Below are 19948 nucleotides of genomic sequence, written 5' to 3'. Positions count from 1 at the left end.
GACCATGACGTCTTCGACCCCTTCCAACCCCTCCGGCTCCGCCGACTTCACCGCCAACTCCTCCTCAGAAACGGCCCGTTCATCCGGTCCGTCCCGGCGGGACCGCGTGGAGGCGCTGCCCGAGGAGATGCGGGAGGCGCTGCGGCGGCGCCTGGCCGGCCGGGCCGCGGGCGGTGCGCCGGCCGCCCGGCGGGGCATCCCGCGCGCCGACCGGGACCGCCCGCTGCCGCTGTCGTCCGCCCAGCAGCGCCTGTGGTTCCTGGACCGGCTGCGGCCCGGCGACGCCCGCTACAACAGCGCGGTCGCGGTCCGCTTCACCGGCGCGGTGGACCACGAGGCGCTGCGCGCCGCCCTCGCCACGGTCGTGGCCCGGCACGAGGCCCTGCGCACCACCTTCGAGGAGACCGACGGCCGCCCGGCGCAGCGCGTCCACCCGGCGGGCGCGGTGCCGCTCCCGGTCCGGGACACCGGCAACCTGGACGCGGACCTGCTGGCGGAGTACTCCCGGCCCTTCGACCTGCGGCACGGGCCGCTGCTGCGCGCCCTGCTGCTGCGCGAGTCGGCGACCGCGCACGTCCTGCTGCTGACGGCGCACCACATCGTCACCGACGGCTGGTCGATGGGCGTGGTGCTGGACGAACTGTGCGCCGCCTACGACGCCTTGGCACGCGGCGAGGTCCCCGAGCTGCCCCCGGTGCCGACGCAGTACCCGGACTTCGCGGTCTGGCAGCGCGCACAGCTCTCCGGCCCCCGCCTTGAGCGCGAACTCGCCCACTGGAAGGAGAAGCTGGCCGGGACGGTGGCGCCCGAGCTGCCCCTGGACCGGCCGCGGCGCGGAGCGGAGGCGGGCGAGGGCGCCGTGCACGCCTTCACCGTCCCGGCCCCCCTGACCGCGCGCCTGCGTGACCTCGCCGCCGAACGGCACAGCACCCTGCACACCGCGCTGGTCGCCGCCGTCCAGGCGCTGCTGGCCCGCTGGTCCGGGCAGGACGACATCGCCGTGGGCTCCCTCACCCCCGGCCGGCCCCGCACCGACCTCGAACGGACCGTCGGGTTCTTCGTGAACACCGTGGTCCTGCGCACCCCGGTGGACGCCTCCGGCTCCTTCCGCGACCTGCTGACGAAGGCCGCCGACACGGTGAGCGACGCCTTCGCCCACGGCGACACGCCGTTCGAACGGATCGTGGAGGCGGTGGGCGCGCCCCGTGAGGCGGGCCGCAACCCGCTGTTCGACGTGATGGTGCTGCTGCACCCCGCCCCGCCCGCCGCGACCGCCCCGCGCGGCCTCGCCGCCACCCCGGTCACCGTGCCCCGGCGGGCGGCCACCTTCGACCTGAGCATCGAGTTCGTACCGGACGGCACCGGCCTGACCGGGCTGCTGGAGTACCGCACCGACCTGTTCGACGCCGGCACCGCCGAACGGCTGGCCGGACAGCTGCTGCGCCTGCTCCAGGGCGTGGCCGAGGCACCGGACCACCCGCTCGACAGCCTGCCGCTGCTGTCCGGGGAGGAACTGCGGCAGGTCCTGCACGACTGGAGCACCGGCCCCCGGCAACCCCTGCCCGAGGCCACCCACCCGGAGATCTTCCAGCGCCGCGCGGCCCGCACCCCGGGCGCCCTCGCCCTCGTCGCGGGCGGCGAACGACTGGACTACGGCACGCTCAACGCCCGCGCCAACCGGCTCGCCCACCACCTCATCGCCCTCGGCGCCGGACCCGAACGGCTCGTCGCGCTGCGGCTGCCACGCACCGCCGACATGATCACCGCGATCCTCGCCGTGTGGAAGGCGGGCGCCGGCTATCTGCCGCTGGACCCGGCGCTGCCCGCGGAACGCGTCCGGTTCCTGCTGGACGACGTCCGCCCGGCCCTGGTCCTGGACGAGGCCGCGCTGCGCGCCGTACCCGCGACCGCCCCGGACACCGACCCCACCGACGCCGACCGGCGTGCCCCGCTGGACGCGGAGCACACCGCGTACGTCATCCACACCTCCGGTTCCACCGGCCGCCCCAAAGGCGTCGCCGTGTCCCACCGCGCGGCGGCCCACCTGCTGGCCGCGCACCGGACCGGATTCGTCGCCGAGGCGGGCGGCGGCCCGCTGCGGGTCGCGCTCACCGCGTCCTTCTCCTTCGACACCTCCCTGGAAGGCGTGCTGCTGCTGGCCGACGGCCACCCGCTGCACCTGGTGGACGAGGACACCCGGATGGACCCGGCCGCCCTGGTCGAGTACGTGGTCGAGCACCGCATCGACTTCCTCGACCTCACCCCCTCCTACCTGCGGCAACTGCTGCCCGCCGGACTGCTCACCGACCCCCGGCACCGCCCCCGCGTGCTCATGCTCGGCGGCGAGCCGGCCGGCCCCGCGCTGTGGCGGGAGCTGGCCGCCCACCCGGACGTGACCGCGTACAACTTCTACGGCCCCACCGAGTGCACGGTCGACGCGCTGTCCTGCCGGATCGACGGACGCGACCGCCCGCTGGTGGGCCGCCCGCTGCCCGGGCTGCGGGCGTACGTGCTGGACGCCCGGCTCCGGCCGGTGCCGCCCGGTGTCGGCGGCGAGCTGTACCTGGCGGGCCCGCAGCTCGCCCGGGGCTACACCGGCCGGCCGGGGCTGACCGCGGCCCGCTTCCTCGCCGACCCGTACGGGGCGCCGGGGGAGCGCATGTACCGCACCGGTGACCTCGCCCGCTGGACCGCCGACGGCCGCCTCGACTACCTCGGGCGCGCCGACGACCAGGTCAAGGTGCGCGGCCACCGCATCGAGCCCGGCGAGATCGAGGCCGCCCTGCTCGCCCTGGACGGCATCGCCGCCGCCGCGGTCGTCGCCGTCCCCGACCCGCACGGCCACACCCGCCTGGCCGCCTACGTCGTCCCCGCGCCCGGCGCGCCCCGGCCCGCCCCCGCCGAGCTGCGGGCGGCCCTGCGCCGGGTGCTGCCCGAGGCGCTGGTGCCGTCCTCCTTCACCCCGCTTCAGGCACTGCCGCTGACCACCAGCGGCAAGCTGGACCGCCGCGCCCTCCCGGTCCCCGAACTCAGGCCGGAGGAACGGGAGTTCACCGCGCCGCGCACCCCGGAGGAGGAACTCCTCGCCGCCATCTGGGCCGAGGTGCTCGGGGTGGACCGGGTGGGCGTCACCGACAACTTCTTCGAGCTGGGCGGCGATTCCATCCTCAGCATCCAGGCCGTCTCCCGGGCCCGCGCCGCCGGGCTCGACATCGGCTCACAGGACGTCTTCCGGTACCAGACGGTCGCCGACCTGGCCGCCGCCGCGCCCCGCCGTACCGCCGCCGTACCCGCCCCCCGGCGCCCGCAGGAGGACGGGCCCGCCCCGCTCACCCCGGTCCAGGAGTGGTTCTTCGCCACGCACGGGCCGCTGCGCCACTTCAGCATGTCGATGCTGCTCGACCTGCCCCGCGACCTCGACGCGCGGGCACTGGAACGGGCACTGGACGCGGTGGCCGCCCGCCATCCGGCCCTGCGGACCCGCTTCACCCGCACCGGGGACACCTGGCGGCAGCAGGCCGGCACCGGCCCGGCCGGCGGGCTGCTGACCCGCTGCGACCCCGGCACCCCGCCCGCCGAGGCGGCCCGCGCCGCCCGCGCCGCGCTGGACCCGGCCACCGGCACCCTGCTGCGCGCCGCCCTGCTCACCGGCCCGGACCGCCCGCAACTCTTCATCACCGCACACCACTTGGCCGTCGACAGCGTCTCCTGGCGCATCCTGCTCACCGACCTGGAGACCGCCTACCGGCAGGCCGCGGCGGGCGAGGAACCGCGACTGGAGCCCGAACACACTTCGTTCACCGCCTGGGCGCACGCCCTCGCCGAGCGGGTCCGGTCCGGCGGCCTGGACGACGACCTGCCGTACTGGACACGGCAGATCGCCGAGCCGCCCGCCCCGCTCCCCGTCGACCTGCCCGGCACCCCGCTCGCCGGATCGGTACGCACGGTCCGCACCCGGGTGGACCGGGACACCACCGAGGCCCTGCTGCGCAAGGTGCCCGGCGTCTACCGCACCCAGGTCAACGACGTGCTGCTGAGCGCGCTGGGCCGGGTGCTCGCCGACTGGACGGGCACCGACCGGGTGACCGTCGCCCTGGAGGGCCACGGCCGCGAGGAGGACCTGGCCGAAGGCGCCGACCTGGCCCGCACGGTCGGCTGGTTCACCACCCAGTACCCGGTCACCCTCACCCCGGCGGGCCCCGACGACTGGGGGACCACCCTCAAGGCCGTCAAGGAACGGCTGCGGGCCGTGCCCCGGCGTGGCCTCGGCTACCAGGCCCTCGGCCACCTCGGCTCACCCCGGCCCGAGGCCCGTGCGCTCGGCGAACTCCCGCTGCCCCAGGTGTGCTTCACCTACCACGGCCAGTGGGAGACGCCCGCCGGAGGCGACTTCGCGCCCGCCGCCGACGTACCCGGCCCCGACATGGACCCCGGCGCGCCCCTGGACCACCTCCTGGACGTGTCCGCCCTGGTCGCCGGCGGCGAGCTGGAGATCACCTGGTACTACAGCGACCAGGTGCACCACACCGGCACCGTGCGGCGGCTGGCCGACGCCATGGTGGCCGCGCTCGCATCCATCGCCGAGCACTGCGCCCGGCCCGGCGCGGGCGGCCGCACCCCCTCCGACTTCCCGCTGGCCCGCCTGGACCAGGCCGCGGTGGACCGCCTGGTGGGCGACGGGCGGGACGTGGAGGACCTGCTGCCGCTCACCCCGCTCCAGGAGGGCATGCTCTTCCACCGGCTGGTCGGCGGACCGGACGACGTGTACGTGGACCAGGCCGCCCTCCTGCTGGACGGCGTCACCGACCCCGACGCCCTCGCCCTCGCCTGGCAGCGGGTGACCGACCGCACCCCGGCCCTGCGCACCTCGGTGGTGTGGGAGGGCGTCCCCATGCCACTCCAGGTCGTCCACCGCCAAGTCACCGTTCCCATCGAACAGTTGGAATGGCGTGAGCTGGACGAGCGGGAGCGGTCCGGACGGCTGGAGCGGCTGCGCGCCGACGACCTCGCGCGCGGCCTGGACCTCGGCACGGCACCGCTGACGCGGCTCACCCTGATCCGGCTGCCGGACGCCCGGCTGCACCTGCTGTGGACCTCCCACCACCTGATCCTGGACGGCTGGAGCCTCGCCCAGGTGCTCACCGACGTGTTCGAGGAGTACGCGGCCCTCACCGCCGGCACCGCGCCACGGCCCCCGGCGCGGCGCCCGTTCGGCGACTACGTGCGCTGGCTGGCCGGCCGGGACACCGAGGCGGCCCGCGCGCACTGGCGGACCGTCCTCGCCGGGTTCGCCACCCCCACCCCGCTGCCCGCCGACCGCGTCCGACGCCCCGGCCACGAGACCCGCTCCGGCCGCGTGCACACCGCCGCCCTGTCCGACGAGATCTCCGCGCGCCTCGCCCGCACCGCCCGCGCGGCCGGGCTCACGCTCGGCACCGTGGTCCAGGGCGCCTGGGCGCTGCTGCTGTCCCGCTACGCCGCCGAGCCGGACGTGCTGTTCGGCACCACCGTCTCCGGACGCCCCGACGACCTGCCCGGCGCCGAGTCCATGGTGGGCATGTTCATCAACACCCTGCCCACCCGCGTCCGCGTGGACGACGCGAGTACCGCGGCCGACTGGCTCCGGCGGCTCCAGGAAGAGCAGGCCCAGGCACGGCGGTTCGCCGACGTGTCCCTCGCCGAACTGACCGCGCTGAGCGACGTACCCGCCGGCAGCCCGCTGTTCGACAGCATGGTCGCCTTCGAGAACTACCCCTTCGACCAGGCGCGTTCCGCCGCCACCGGCATCCGCCTGACCGACGTCTCGGCCCGCGACGCCACCAACTACCCGCTGGTGCTGCGCGCCTGGCAGGGCGAGCGGTTCGGCTTCGACCTCGGCTACGACCCCGAGCTGTTCGACACCCCGACCGTACGCGCCCTCGCCGGCCGGTTGTGCCTGCTGCTCACCGAGCTGGCCGACGACCCGGACCGGCCCGTGCACGCCCTCGCCTGGACCACGGCCGAGGAGCGGCACCGGATGCTGACGGACTGGAACGGCACCGCCGCGGGCCGGCCCGCCGGCACCCTGGACGCCCTGTTCACCGCCCAGGCCGCCCGCACCCCCGGCGCCGAGGCCGTCACCTGCGGCGGCGAACGGCTCGACTACGCCACCCTGGACGCGCGTTCCGGACGGCTCGCGCACCGGCTCGCCGAACTCGGCGCCGGACCCGAGACGTTCGTCGCCCTCGCCCTGCCCCGCTCCACCGACCTCGTCGTGGCCGTCCTCGCCGTCCTCAAGACCGGCGCCGCCTACCTGCCCATCGACCCCGCCCTGCCCGCCGAACGCGTCCGGCACCTGCTCGACGACGCCCGGCCCATGGCGCTCGTCACCACCGGGCAGACCCTGGCGGACACCGCCGTACCCCGGGTGCCGCTGGACGACCCGGACGTGCGCGCCGACCTGGCCCGCCGCCCGGCCGCCGGCCCGCCCCGCCGCGCACTGCCCGAGAGCCCGGCCTACGCCATCTACACCTCCGGCTCCACCGGGCGCCCCAAGGGCGTCGTCGTCCCGCACGCGAACGTCGTCCGGCTGTTCACCCGCACCCGGGACTGGTTCGGCTTCGGCCCCGACGACGTGTGGACGCTGTTCCACTCCTACGCCTTCGACTTCTCGGTGTGGGAACTGTGGGGCCCCCTGCTGCACGGCGGCCGGCTCGTGATCGTCGCCGAGGACACCGCCCGCTCCCCGGAGGACTTCCTGCGCCTGCTCGCCGACGAACGGGTCACCGTCCTCAACCAGACCCCGTCCGCCTTCTACCCGCTGATCCGCGCCGACGCCGAACTCCCCGAGGTGAGCCGGCGGCTGGCGCTGCGCACGGTGGTGTTCGGCGGCGAGGCGCTGGACGTGTCCCGGCTCGCCGACTGGTACGCCCGCCACCCGGACACCGCGCCACGCCTCGTGAACATGTACGGCATCACCGAGACCACCGTGCACGTCACCTACGCCCCGCTGGACACCCGGGCGGCCCGCGCCGGCACCGCCGGCCCCATCGGCACCGGCATCCCCGACCTCCGGCTCTACGTCCTCGACGGCCGCCTGAAACCGGTACCGCCCGGCGCCGTCGGCGAACTCTTCGTCGCCGGCGAGGGCCTGGCCCGCGGCTACCTGGGCCGCCCCGGACTCACCGCGACCCGCTTCCCCGCCGACCCGTTCGGCCGCCCCGGCACCCGCATGTACCGCACCGGCGACCGGGCCCGCTGGCGGGCCGACGGCACCCTGGAGTACCTGGGCCGCGCCGACCAGCAGGTGAAGATCCGCGGCTACCGCATCGAGCCCGGCGAGATCGAGGCCGCCCTGCACCGCCACCCGGGCGTCGGCGCGGCCACCGTCGGCGTGTACGAGGACGCCGTCGGCACCCGCCGGCTCGTCGCCCACGTCGTCGGCACCGGCACCGGCGACCGCGCCGTACCGCCCCCCGCCGCGGCCGAACTCCGGGCCCACCTGGCCGGGTTGCTGCCCGCGCACATGGTGCCGGCCGCCTATGTGCCGCTGCCCGCGCTGCCGCTCACCGCCAACGGCAAGCTCGACCGGCGCGCCCTGCCCGCGCCCGGCCCCGACGGCTTCGCCGCCGACGCCGGCCGGACCCCGCCGCGCACCCCGGCCGAACGGCTGGTCGCCGCCGCCTGGACGGACGTCCTGGACACCGACGAGGTCGGCGCCGACGACGACTTCTTCGCCCTCGGCGGCGACTCCATCCTCGCCGTGCGCGTCACCTCCCGGCTGCGCGCCGCCTTCGGCGCGGACGTCTCGCCCCGGCTGCTGTTCACCCACTCCACGCTGTCCGGCCTCGCCGCCGAGCTGGGCGAGCCCCGCGCCGGGAGCACCACCGCCGACACCATCCCGGCCACCGGCCCCGACACCCCGGCCCCCCTGTCGTACGCCCAGCAACGCCTGTGGTTCCTCGACCGGTTCGAGCCGGGCGGCACCGCGTACACCACCCTGTCCGTGCTGCGCCTGCGCGGCGCCCTGGACACCGGCGCGCTCGGCACCGCGCTGGACGGCCTGGTCGCCCGGCACGAGGCGCTGCGCACCACGTTCGCCGAACACGACGGGCAGGCACGGCAGTTCGTGCACCCGCCGCGGCCCGTGGACCTCCCGGTGGACGACCTCGCGGACAGCGCCGCGCTGGACGCCCTGCTGGACCGCGAGGCCGCCACCCCCTTCGACCTGGCCGCCGGGCCGCTGCTGCGGGCCCGTCTGGCCCGGCTCGCCGCCGACGAGCACGTCCTCGTGCTGGCCGTCCACCACATCGTCACCGACGGCTGGTCCGGCGGTGTGCTGGCCCGGGACCTCGGCGAGCTGTACACGGCGGCCCTGGAAGGCCGCCGCCCCGACCTGCCCGGCCTGCCCGTCCGCTACGCCGACTACGCCGCCTGGCAGCGCGCCCGGACCGAGCGGGCGGAGTCCGGCCTCGCCTACTGGCGCGAGGCCCTGGACGGCGTGGTCCCGCTGGAGCTGCCCACCGACCGTCCGCGCCCCGCCGTCCGCTCCCGTGACGGCGCCCTGCTGACGTTCACCCTGCCCGCCGATCTCACCGAGCGGCTGCGCGAGCGCGGCCGGGAAGCCGACGCCACCCTCTACATGACCCTGGTGACGGCCTGTCAGGTGCTGCTCGCCCGCTGGGCGGGCCAGGAGGACGTCACCGTCGGCACCGTCACCGCCGGCCGGGACCGGCCCGAACTGCACGACGTGGTCGGCATGTTCGTCAACACGCTGGTGCTGCGCGCCCGGGTCCGCCCCGACCTGTCCTTCCGGGAACTGCTGGCCGAAGTGCGCACCACCGTCCTGGAGGCGTCCGCCCACCAGGAGGTGCCCTTCGAACGCGTGGTGGACGCCGTCCAGCCCGAGCGGGACACCAGCCGTACGCCGCTGTTCCAGGTCATGGTCGCCCTGCACAACCTCGACGCCGAGCCGCCCCGGCTGCCCGGTGTGACGGTGGAACCGGTCACCCCGCCGGTCCGCACCGCCGCCTTCGACCTCGCCTTCGACTTCGTGGAGACCGACGACGGCCTCACCGGCCACCTGGAGTACAGCACCGGCCTGTTCGACGCCGGCACCGCCGAACGCCTCGCCGCCCGGCTGCGCGTCGTGCTGGAGGCCGCCGCCGACGACCCCGGGCAGCGAGTGGGCCGGCTGCCGCTGATGACCGGCGACGAACGGCGCCAGGTGCTCCGCCACGGCCGGGGCGCCCCGCTGCCCGCGCCGGATACCACCTTCCCCGCCCTCTTCGAGGCCCAGGCCGCCCGCACCCCCCACCACACCGCCCTGGCCGCCCGCGACACCACCCTCGACTTCGCCACGCTCAACCGGCGCGCCAACCGGCTCGCCCACCACCTCATCGCCCGGGGCGCGGGCCCCGAGGACGTGATCGCCGTACGCCTGCCGCGCACCACCGACCTGATGGTCGCCCTGCTCGCGGTCCTCAAGGCGGGCGCCACCCTGCTCTGCCTGGACCCCGCACTACCCCGGCAGCGGCAGGACCTCCTGCTCGCCGACGCCCGCCCGCACACCCTGCTGACCGGCCTGGACGAGGTGCCCTGGGACGGGCTGCCCGACCGCGACCCGACCGACGCCGACCGCGTCCGGCCCCTGCTGCCCCGGCACACCGCCTACCTCGTCTACACCTCCGGCTCCACCGGCCGCCCCAAGGGCGTCGCCGTCGAACACCGGCAACTGGTCAACCTCTGCCACGACCACCGCGAGGGCCTGCTCGCCCCGCACACCACGGACGGGCGCCGGCTGCGCGCCGCGCTCAGCGCCTCCTTCTCCTTCGACACCTCCTGGGAGGGGCCCCTGCTCCTCGCCCTCGGCCACGAGGTGCACCTCATCGACGAGGACGTCCGCCTCGATCCGCGCGCGTTCTGCGCCCAGGTCGCCGAACACCGCCTGGACCTGGTGAACGTCACCCCGACGTTCCTGCGCGAACTCACCGCCGCCGGACTGCTCGCCCCCGGCCGCCACCACCCCCGCCTGCTGCTCGTCGGCGGCGAGGCCGTCACCCCGGCGGTCTGGCGCGAACTCGCCCGCGCCGAGAGGGAACTGGGCGTGGCCGTGTACAACATGTACGGGCCCACCGAGTGCACCGTCGACGCCGTCTACGGCCGCACCGCGGACCGCCCCGACCACCCGGTCATCGGCCGCCCCGGCGGCGGCCTGCGCGCCTACGTCCTCGACGGCGCCCTCAGCCCGGTGCCGCCCGGTGTGCCCGGCGAGCTGTACCTGGCCGGGGCACAGGTCGCCCGCGGCTATCTGAACCGGCCCGGCCTCACCGCCGCCCGCTTCCTCGCCGACCCGTTCGGCACGCCGGGGGAGCGGATGTACCGCACCGGGGACCGGGCCCGCTGGGACCGGGACGGGCTGCTGGAGTTCCTCGGCCGGGCGGACGCACAGGTCAAGATCCGTGGGTTCCGCATCGAACCCGGCGAGGTGGAGGCCGCCCTGCTGGACCACCCCGATGTCGCCGACGCCGCGGTGACCGCCCGGGAACACGCCGGCCGGCTCGTGCTCGTCGGCTATGTGGTGCCCGCCGCCGGGCGCGTCCCGTCCGCCGACGCCCTGCGCCTCGCGCTGCGCCGCACCCTGCCCGACCACATGGTGCCCGCCGCGTTCGTCCCGCTCGCCCGCATCCCGCGCACCACCAGCGGCAAGACCGACCGGCGCGCCCTGCCCGCCCCGCCCGAGCGGCCCGACGGCACCACCCCCTACGTCGCCCCCCGGCCCGGCACCGAGGAACGCCTGGCCGCGATCTGGGCCGAGGTGCTCGGCGTCGAACGCGTCGGCGCCCGCGACAACTTCTTCGCCCTCGGCGGCGACTCCATCCTGAGCATCCAGATCGTCTCCCGCGCCCGGCAGGCCGGATACGCCCTCACCACCAAGGATGTCTTCCGGCACCAGACGGTCGCCGAACTCGCCCTGTGCGTGAAGGAGTCCACGCCGCATGCGGCCGTCGAGGAGACCGGTGAGGCGCCGCTGACCCCGATCCAGCGCTGGTACCTGGACGGCCGCGACCCCGCCGAGCCGCTGCGGTTCTCCATGACCCAGCGCCTGGAACTCGCCGCCGGCACCCGCCTCCCGGCGCTGGAGCGGGCCACCGAGGCGGTCGTCCGCCGCCACGCCGCCCTGCGCACCCGGTTCCGCCACACCTCCGACGGCTGGCGCCAGGAGGCGCTGCCCGAGGCACCGGACGGCGTGTTCACCCGGCACGACGTGGCCGCGCTGGACGACCCGGCGCTGGAACGCGAGGCCCAGCGGCTCACCGAGGAGGCGCAGGCCGCCCTCGATCCCACGGCCGGGCGGGTCGTCCGCGTCCTGTTCCTCGACCGGGGTCCGCAGCGGCCGGGCCAACTGGTGATCACCGCACACCACTTGGTGATCGACGGAGTGTCCTGGCGCATCCTGCTCGCCGACCTGGAGGCCGCCCACCGGGCGGCGGCGGCCGGCCGGCCCGCCGACCCGCCCGCCACCGGCACCCCCTACGGCCACTGGGCCGCCCGCCTGGAGCGGCACACCCGCTCCGGCGCCCTGGACGCCGACCTGCCGTACTGGACCCGCACCGGCGAGGCCCCCGCCGAGCTGCCCGCCGGACGCCCAGGACCGAACACCCACGGCACCGCCGCCACCCTCACCGTCACCCTGGACCAGCCCACCACCGACGCCCTGCTGCGCCGGGTCCCGGAGACCTACCGCACCCAGGTCAACGACGTCCTGCTCAGCGCCCTCGGCCGCACCCTGGCCCGCTGGTGCGGACGCGACACCGTCCTGCTGGGCGTCGAGGGCCACGGCCGGGAGGAGCTGTTCGAGGACGTGGACCTGTCCCGGACCGTCGGCTGGTTCACCGCCGAGTACCCCCTCGCGCTGCGCGTCGCCCCGGACGCCGGCTGGCACGACACCCTCCGCTCGGTCAAGGAACAACTGCGCGCGGTCCCGCTGCACGGCCTGAGCCACGGCGCCCTGCGCCACCTGCTGCCCGGCAGCCCCCTCGCCGGCGCCCCGGCCCCGCAGATCGGCTTCAACTACCACGGCCAATGGGACACCGACGGCACCGACGGCCTGTTCCGCGCCGCGCTGCCCCCGGCGGGACGCGACACCGACCCGGACGAGGCCCGCCCCTACCTGCTGGACATCACCGGCGTCGTCCAGCACGGCCGCCTCGAACTCGGCTGGACCTACCCGGCGGCCGTCTACGACGAGGCCACCGTCCGCCGGCTCGCCGAGGACACCCTCACCGCCCTGCGCGAGATCGTGGCGCACTGCGCGGACCCCGTGGCCGGCGGCCGCACCCCTTCCGACTTCCCCCTCGCCGGCCTCGGCCAGGAACAGCTGGACCGGCTCGCCGGCACCGGCCGGCACATCGAGGACGTGCTGCCGCTCACCCCGCTCCAGTCCGGCATGCTCTTCCACGGCCTCGTCGACACCGAGCACGCCTACTTCGACCGCACCGCCGTACGGCTGTCCGGGGTGGCCGACCCGCGCGCCTTCGCCGCCGCCTGGCAGCAGGTCGCCGACCGCACCCCGGCGCTGCGCACCAGCGTCCACTGGCACGGCCTGCCCCACCCCGTCCAGGTCGTCCACCGCCACGCCGAACTGCCCGTCACCCACCTCGACTGGCGCACCCTGACCCCCGCCGGACGCGCCGAGGCCACCGAGCGGCTGCTCGCCGAGGACCGCGCGGCCGGCCTGGACCTCACCCGCGCGCCGCTCACCCGGCTCACCCTGGCCGCCCTGCCCGGCGACGAGGTGCTGCTGCTGTGGTCCACCCACCACATCGTCCTCGACGGCTGGAGCACCGGACAGCTGCTCGCCGAGGTCTGCGCACGCTACGCGGCCCTCACCGGCGGCCCCGAGGAGGCACCCCCGGCACGGCGGCCCTTCGCGGACTTCCTGCGCTGGCTGCGCGCGCAGGACGAGACGGCCGCCGAACGGCACTGGGCGGACGCCCTCGCCGGGTTCACCGCCCGCACCCCGCTGCCGTACGACCGCACGCCCGCCGAGGCCCACCGCGCCCGCTCCGCCGCCGCCGTCCACCACGAGCTGGACCCGGAGGTCTCCCGGCGGCTGCGGGACAGCGCCGCCCGCGCCGGGCTCACCGTCAACACCGTGGTGGAGGGCGCCTGGGCGCTGCTGCTGGCCCGCTCCGGCGGCCGGGACGACGTGGTGTTCGGCACCACCGTCTCCGGCCGCCCGGCCGAACTGCCCGGCGTGGAGGGCATGATCGGCATGTTCGTCAACACCGTGCCGACCCGGGTCAAGGTCCCCGCCGGGCCGGCGCTGCCCTGGCTGCGCGACCTCCAGGAACGGCAGAGCGACGCCCGCCGCTTCGACTTCCTCGCTCTGCCCCGTATCCAGGCCGTCAGCGAAGTCCCGCCCGGCGAGCCGCTGTTCGACAGCATGGTGGTGTTCGAGAACTACCCCGTGGACGAGTCGGCGACCGCCCGCACCGGCGTCCGGGTCGAGGAGGTGCGCGCCGACGACGCCACCACCTTCGCCTGGTGCCTGCGCGCCCATCTGGACGAACGGCTCGGCTTCGAGCTGGCCTACGACCCCGCCTTGTTCGACGCCGGCACCGCCGAGCGCGCCGCCGGGCGGCTGGCCGCACTGCTCACCACCCTCGCCGACGGCCTCGACACCGACCTGGCCGGCCTGGACCTGCTCACCCCGGCCGATCGCGAGCTGCTGGCCGCCTGGAACACCACCGCCCGCCCCACCGACCCGCGCAGTCCCGTGGACCTGTTCGCCGAGCAGGCCCGCCGCACCCCGGACGCGGTCGCGGTCCACGACGGCGACCGTGAGCTGACCTACCGCGAACTGCACGCGTGGGCACGGGCGTTGGCCGGCCGGCTGCTGGCCGGCGGGCTGGCGCCCGAGGACCGGGTGGCCCTGCTGATGGACCGCTGCGCCGAACTCGTCGTCGCCCAGCTCGCGGTCCTGCTGGCCGGCGGCGCCTACGTCCCCGTCGACACCCGCGCCCCCGCCGAACGCCGCCGCACCCTGCTCGCCCAGGCGGGCGCGACCACCCACCTCACGGCAGCGGACGTGACCGCGGCCCGCACCGCAACGGCGGGGCACCGCCCGCTGCCCGCCGACCCCGACCGGCTCGCCTACGTGATGTTCACCTCCGGCTCCACCGGGCTGCCCAAGGCCGTCGCGGTACGGCACCGGGACGTGGCGGCGCTGGGCACCGACAGCCGGTTCGGCGGCGGGGTGTGCGACCGCGTGCTGCTGCACTCGCCGGTGGCGTTCGACGCGGCCACCTTCGAGGTGTGGGCGCCCCTGCTCAACGGCGGCCGCGTGGTCGTGGCGCCCGGCGGGAGCGTGGACGCGGCCCTGCTGCGCCGGCTCGCCGACGGCGGCGGGCTCACCGCGGTGTGGCTGACCGCCGGACTGTTCCGGCTGCTCGCCCAGGACGCCCCCGACTGCTTCCGGGGCCTGACCCAGGTGTGGACCGGCGGCGACGTCGTCCCCGCCGCCGCCGTGCGCCGGGTGCTGGCCGCCTGCCCCGGACTGACCGTCGTGGACGGCTACGGCCCCACCGAGACCACCACCTTCGCGACCTCTTTCGCCCTCACCGACCCGGCGGCCGTGCCCGGCACCGTCCCCATCGGCCGGCCGCTGGACGACATGCGGGCACACCTCCTCGACGCCCGGCTGCGCCCCGTACCGCCGGGCTGCCCGGGCGAGCTGTACCTGGCCGGCGAGGGCGTCGCCCGCGGCTATCTGGGCCGCCCCGGCGAGAGTGCCGCCCGCTTCCTCGCCGACCCCTTCGGTCCGCCCGGCGCCCGCATGTACCGCACGGGCGACCTGGCCCGGCGGCGCCCGGACGGCACCGTGGAGTTCCTCGGCCGGGCCGACGACCAGGTCAAGATCCGCGGCTTCCGGGTCGAGCCCGGCGAGGCCGAGGCCGCGCTGGCCGCCCACCCGGGCGTGACGGACGTCGCCGTCCTGGCCCGCGAGGACCGGCCGGGCGCCAAACGGCTCGTGGCCTACGTCGTCGGCGAGGCCGGCCGGGACGCCGAGGCGCTGCGGGCCTTCGCCGCCCGAAGCCTGCCCGACTACCTCGTGCCCGCCGCGGTGGTCCCGCTGGCCGCCCTCCCGCTCAGCCGCAACGGCAAGGTCGACCGGGCCGCCCTGCCCGCGCCCGAGGCCCTGCCGGGGCGCGCCCGGACCGAGCCCCGCACCGAGGCCGAGCGCCGCACGGCGGCCGTCTTCGCGGAGGTGCTGGGCAGCGAACCACCCGGTGTGGAGGACGACTTCTTCCAGCTCGGCGGCGACTCGATCCTGAGCATCCGGCTCGCCTCCCGACTCGCCGAGGCCTTCGGCACCGACGTCACCCCGCGCGCGGTGTTCAGCCACCCCACCCCGGCCGCCCTGGCCCGCCTCCTCGGCACCCGGCGCGGAACCGGCCGCCCGGCGCCGGCCCCGGCCGACCGCGGCGCCGTCGCCCCGATGTCCCACGCCCAGCAACGCCTCTGGTTCCTCCAGGAGTTCGAGCCCGGCGGCACGGAGTACGTCACCACGCTCGCCCTCCGGCTGCGCGGCACCCTGGACACCGGAGCGCTCCGCGCTGCCCTCGCCGCCGTGGTGGCCCGGCACGAGTCCCTGCGCACCACCTTCGACAGCGTCGACGGGCGCGGCGTCCAGATCGTCCACCCACCCCGGGAGGTGCCGCTGCCCGTCCGCGACCTCTCCCAAGTCGCCGACGCCCTACGGGAGTCGGAGGTGCGGCGGCTGGTCGCCGAGGACCGCGCCCGCCCCTTCGACCTGCGCGAGGGCCCGCTGCTGAGGACCGGCCTGATCCGGCTCGGCGAGCAGGACCACGTCCTCTCCCTCGCCCTGCACCACATCGTCACCGACGGCTGGTCCACCGCCGTCCTGCTCGGCGACCTCGCCCACTACTACCGGGTCGAACTCGGCGTAGTCGACGAGGAGTTGCCGCCGCTGCCGGTGCAGTACGCCGACTACGCGCACTGGCAGCGCACCACCGGGGACGGCGACGCCGACGAGCACCTCGCCTACTGGAAGGAGCGGCTGGCCGGCACGACGCCGCTGGAGCTGCCCACCGACCGGCCCCGCCCGCCGGTGCGCACCAGCTCGGGCGCGACCACCCGGCTGACCGTGCCGGCCGCGGCCGTCACCCGGCTCACCCGGCTCGCCCGGGACCACGGCACCACCCTGTTCACCACGCTGGTCGCCGCCGCCCAGACCTACCTCGCCCGGCTCTCGGGCACCGAGGACATCGCCGTGGGCACCGTCACCTCCGGCCGCGACCGGCCCGAGACCCAGAACCTGGTCGGGTTCTTCGTCAACACCCTGGTGCTGCGCTCCCGTGCCGAGGCCGCACGGCCGTTCTCCGCGTTCCTCACCGACGTACGGCAGACCGTCCGCGACGCCTTCGCCCACCAGGACGTGCCCTTCGAACGGGTCGTGGACGCCGTCCAGCCCGAGCGGGACACCAGCCGCAGCCCGCTCTTCCAGGTCATGGTCGTCCTCCAGAACACCCCGGCCGCCGCCCTCGACCTGCCCGGCCTGGACGTCACCGACGTCGAACCGGAGTCGGAACAGGCCGCGTTCGACCTCACCGTGGAGTTCGCCGAGACCGGCACCGGCGCCCTGCACGGCCTGCTCACCTACAACACCGACCTGTTCGACGCGGCCACCGCCGAACGGATGGCCGCCCAGCTCGGCACCCTGCTGCGCGCCGTCGCCGAGGACCCCGACCGCCCGCTCGGCGCCCTGCCGCTGGCCTCCGACGGGGAGCTGAACGCCCTGGCGGCGCACGGCCGGGGCACCTTCCGCCCGGTGCCCGAGGCCACCCTGCCCGCCCTGTTCGAACGGCAGGCGGCCCGTACCCCGGACGCCGTGGCGCTGATCGACGGCGACCGCGAACTGACCTACGCCGACGTCGACCGGGCGGCCAACCGGCTGGCCCACCGGCTCCTCGCGGACGGCGTCGGACCGGAGCGCGTGGTGGCCCTGGCGCTGCCCCGCTCGGCGTCGACCGTGGTGGCCCAGCTCGCCGTCGCCAAGGCCGGCGGCGCCTTCCTCCCCGTGGACCCCGACTACCCGGCGCCCAGAAGGGAGTTCATGATCCGGGACGCCGGCGCCCACCTGGTCCTCGCCGACCCCGCCGAGGTGTGGACCGCCGACGGACCGGACACGGCGCCCACCGACGCCGACCGCACCACCGCGCTCACCGCCGCCCACCCCGCCTACGTCATCTACACCTCCGGCTCCACCGGCACCCCCAAGGGCGTCGTGGTCACCCACCGGGGCCTGGCCTCCTTCGCCGCGGCGGCGGCGGAACAGTACGCGGCGGGCCCCGGCGACCGGGTCCTGCAGTTCGCCTCCCCTAGCTTCGACGCCTCCGTGCTGGAACTGTGCGTCTCCCTGCTCGGCGGGGCCGCGCTGGTCACCGGCGAGGAAGGACCGCTGGTCGGGGAGCGGCTCGCCGAGGTGCTCGCCGCACGGGAGATCACCCACACCCTCATCCCGCCGGCCGCGCTGGCCACCGTACCGCCCGGGACCGCCGCCGCCCTGCCCCGGCTGCGCACCCTCATCGTGGGCGCCGAGGCCTGCCCCGCCGACCTGGTCGACACCTGGGCCCCCGGCCGCCGGATGATCAACTCCTACGGCCCCACCGAGGCCACCGTGGTCGCCACCTGGACCGGCCCGCTGACCCCTGGCACCGGCACCCCGTCCATCGGCCGCCCCGCCGGCACCACCCGCGTCCAGGTGCTCGACGCCGCCCTGCGCCCCGTACCGCCCGGCGTGACCGGCGAGCTGTACGTCTCCGGGCCCGGCCTGGCCCGCGGCTATCTGGGCCGGCCGGGACTGACCGCCCAGCGGTTCCTGCCCGACCCGTCCGGGGCCCCGGGGGAGCGGATGTACCGCACCGGGGACCTGGCGCGGTGGACCGCCGACGGCCGGCTCCGGTTCGCCGGACGCGCCGACGACCAGGTCAAGCTGCGCGGCTACCGCATCGAACCCGGCGAGATCGAGAGCGCGCTGCGCCGCAGCCCCCTGGTCCGGGACGCGGCCGTCGTCGTCCGCGCGGACCGGGCCGGCGCACCGGCCCGGCTCGTCGCCTACGTCGTCCCGGCAAAACCGGACGGCACCGCCCTGCCCGTCGGCGAACTCCGGCTGCACCTGGCCGGTTCGCTGCCCCCGCACATGGTGCCGTCGGTCTTCGTCCCGCTGGAGCGGCTGCCGCTCACCCCGAACGGCAAGACCGACCGCCGAGCCCTGCCCGCGCCCGGCCCCGCCCAGGCCGCGGACGGACCGCGCACCGCGCCGCGCACCGACACCGAACGCCGGATCGCCCGCATCTGGGCCGATGTGCTGGGCATCGAAGAGGTCGGCGCCGACGACAACTTCTTCGCGCTCGGCGGCGACTCCATCCTGAGCATGCAGGTCGTCTCCCGGCTGCGCCGCGACGGACTGCACGTGGCCACCCGCGACCTGTTCACCCACCAGACCGTCGCCGACCTCGCCACCGTCGTCCGCACCGCGCCCCGGCGGTCCGCCGACGGCCCGGTCACCGGCGAGGTGCCACTCACCCCGATCCAGCACTGGTTCCTCACCACCCCGCGCGCCGCCCACCACCACTTCAACCAGTCGGCACTGCTGGAACTCGACGGCACGCCCGACCCGCGCGCCCTCGCCGCCGCACTCGACGCGCTGCTGGAACACCACGACGCCCTGCGCATGACGTTCACCCAGGAGCCCGGCGGCTGGCGGCAGTTCAACCCGCCGCCCGCCGCCGGCCAGGACATCCTGACCCGGCACGACCTGACGGGCCTGTCCGCCGACGACGCCGACGCGGCCATGGCCAAGACCGCCGACGAACTCCACGCGAGCTTCGACCTGGCCCGCGGCCCGCACCTGCGCGCGGCCCTGTTCACCGGCGCTGCCGACCGGCCCGTCTTCCTCCTCCTCGTCGTCCACCACCTGGTCGTGGACGCCGTCTCCTGGCGCATCCTGCGCGACGACCTGGAGACCGCCTACCGGCAGGCCCGCCAGGGCGGCCCGGTCGCCCTGGGGGAGCGGAGCACCAGCTTCCGGGAGTGGTCCCGGCGGCTCGCCGCGCACGTAGCCGAGGGCGGCCTCGACCACGAACTGCCCTACTGGGAACAAGCGGTGAACACCGAGGAGCCCCCGGCCCCGGCCCCCGCCGCCGGTGCCGGACCGGCCGCCACGGTGGACGTGGAACTCGACGAGGAGGACACCACGGCCCTGCTGCGCTCCGCGCCCACCGCCTACCGCACCCGCGTCAACGACGTCCTGCTCGCCGCCCTCGCCCTGGCCCTGGCCCGCTGGACGGGACGCGACCGGGTCCGCCTGGACCTGGAGGGACACGGACGCGAAGACCTGCTCGACGGCGTGGACCTGACCCGCACCGTCGGCTGGTTCACCACCGTCCACCCCGTGGCCCTCCAGGTGCCCGAGCCCGGCGACCTCGGCCCGGACCGGGACTGGCGGGCGCTGGTGAAGTCGGTGCGCCGCCAGCTGCGTGCCGTACCCGGCAACGGCATCGGGTTCGGCGCGCTGCGCACCTTCGGCCCGCCCGAGGTCCGCGAACGCCTCGGCGGCACCGCGCACAGTCAGGTGGTGTTCAACTACCTCGGCCAGTGGGACGCCCGCCCCGACACGGCGGACGGCGGCCTGGTCCGCGCCGAACACGGCTCCTTCGGCCAGGACCACGACCCCCGGGACCCCGGCTCCCACCCGCTGGAGGTGGTCGGCGCCGTCCAGCACGGCCGGCTCGCCTTCACCTGGCACCACCGGCCCGGCGTCCACGACACCGCGACCGTGCGCCGGGTGGCCGAGGAGTTCGCCACCGCCCTGCGCCACCTCGCCCGGCACGCCAGGGGAGGCCGGTGACGACCTTCCGCCCCCACGGCCCCCGCTCACCAC

1 protein-coding gene is annotated in these 19948 nt (G+C 76.3%); it reads left to right on the top strand.

Features of this window, described 5'->3' with window-relative positions; translation table 11 throughout:
* Positions 1–4: 4 nt before the first annotated feature.
* Entirely contained in the window at positions 5–19915 is a 19911-nt protein-coding gene (locus Srubr_RS15735; RefSeq protein WP_189988936.1) for a non-ribosomal peptide synthase/polyketide synthase, read from the top strand.
* Positions 19916–19948: the final 33 nt, after the last annotated feature.

It is taken from the genome of Streptomyces rubradiris (assembly GCF_016860525.1).
In the GTDB taxonomy this organism is placed as follows: Bacteria; Actinomycetota; Actinomycetes; order Streptomycetales; family Streptomycetaceae; genus Streptomyces; species Streptomyces rubradiris.
This window is presented reverse-complemented; position numbering and strand designations above follow the sequence as displayed.

Coding starts and splice junctions, on each gene's coding strand:
- Srubr_RS15735 (WP_189988936.1), top strand. CDS start 5: ATGACGTCTTCGACCCCTTCCAACCCCTCCGGCTCCGCCGACTTCACC.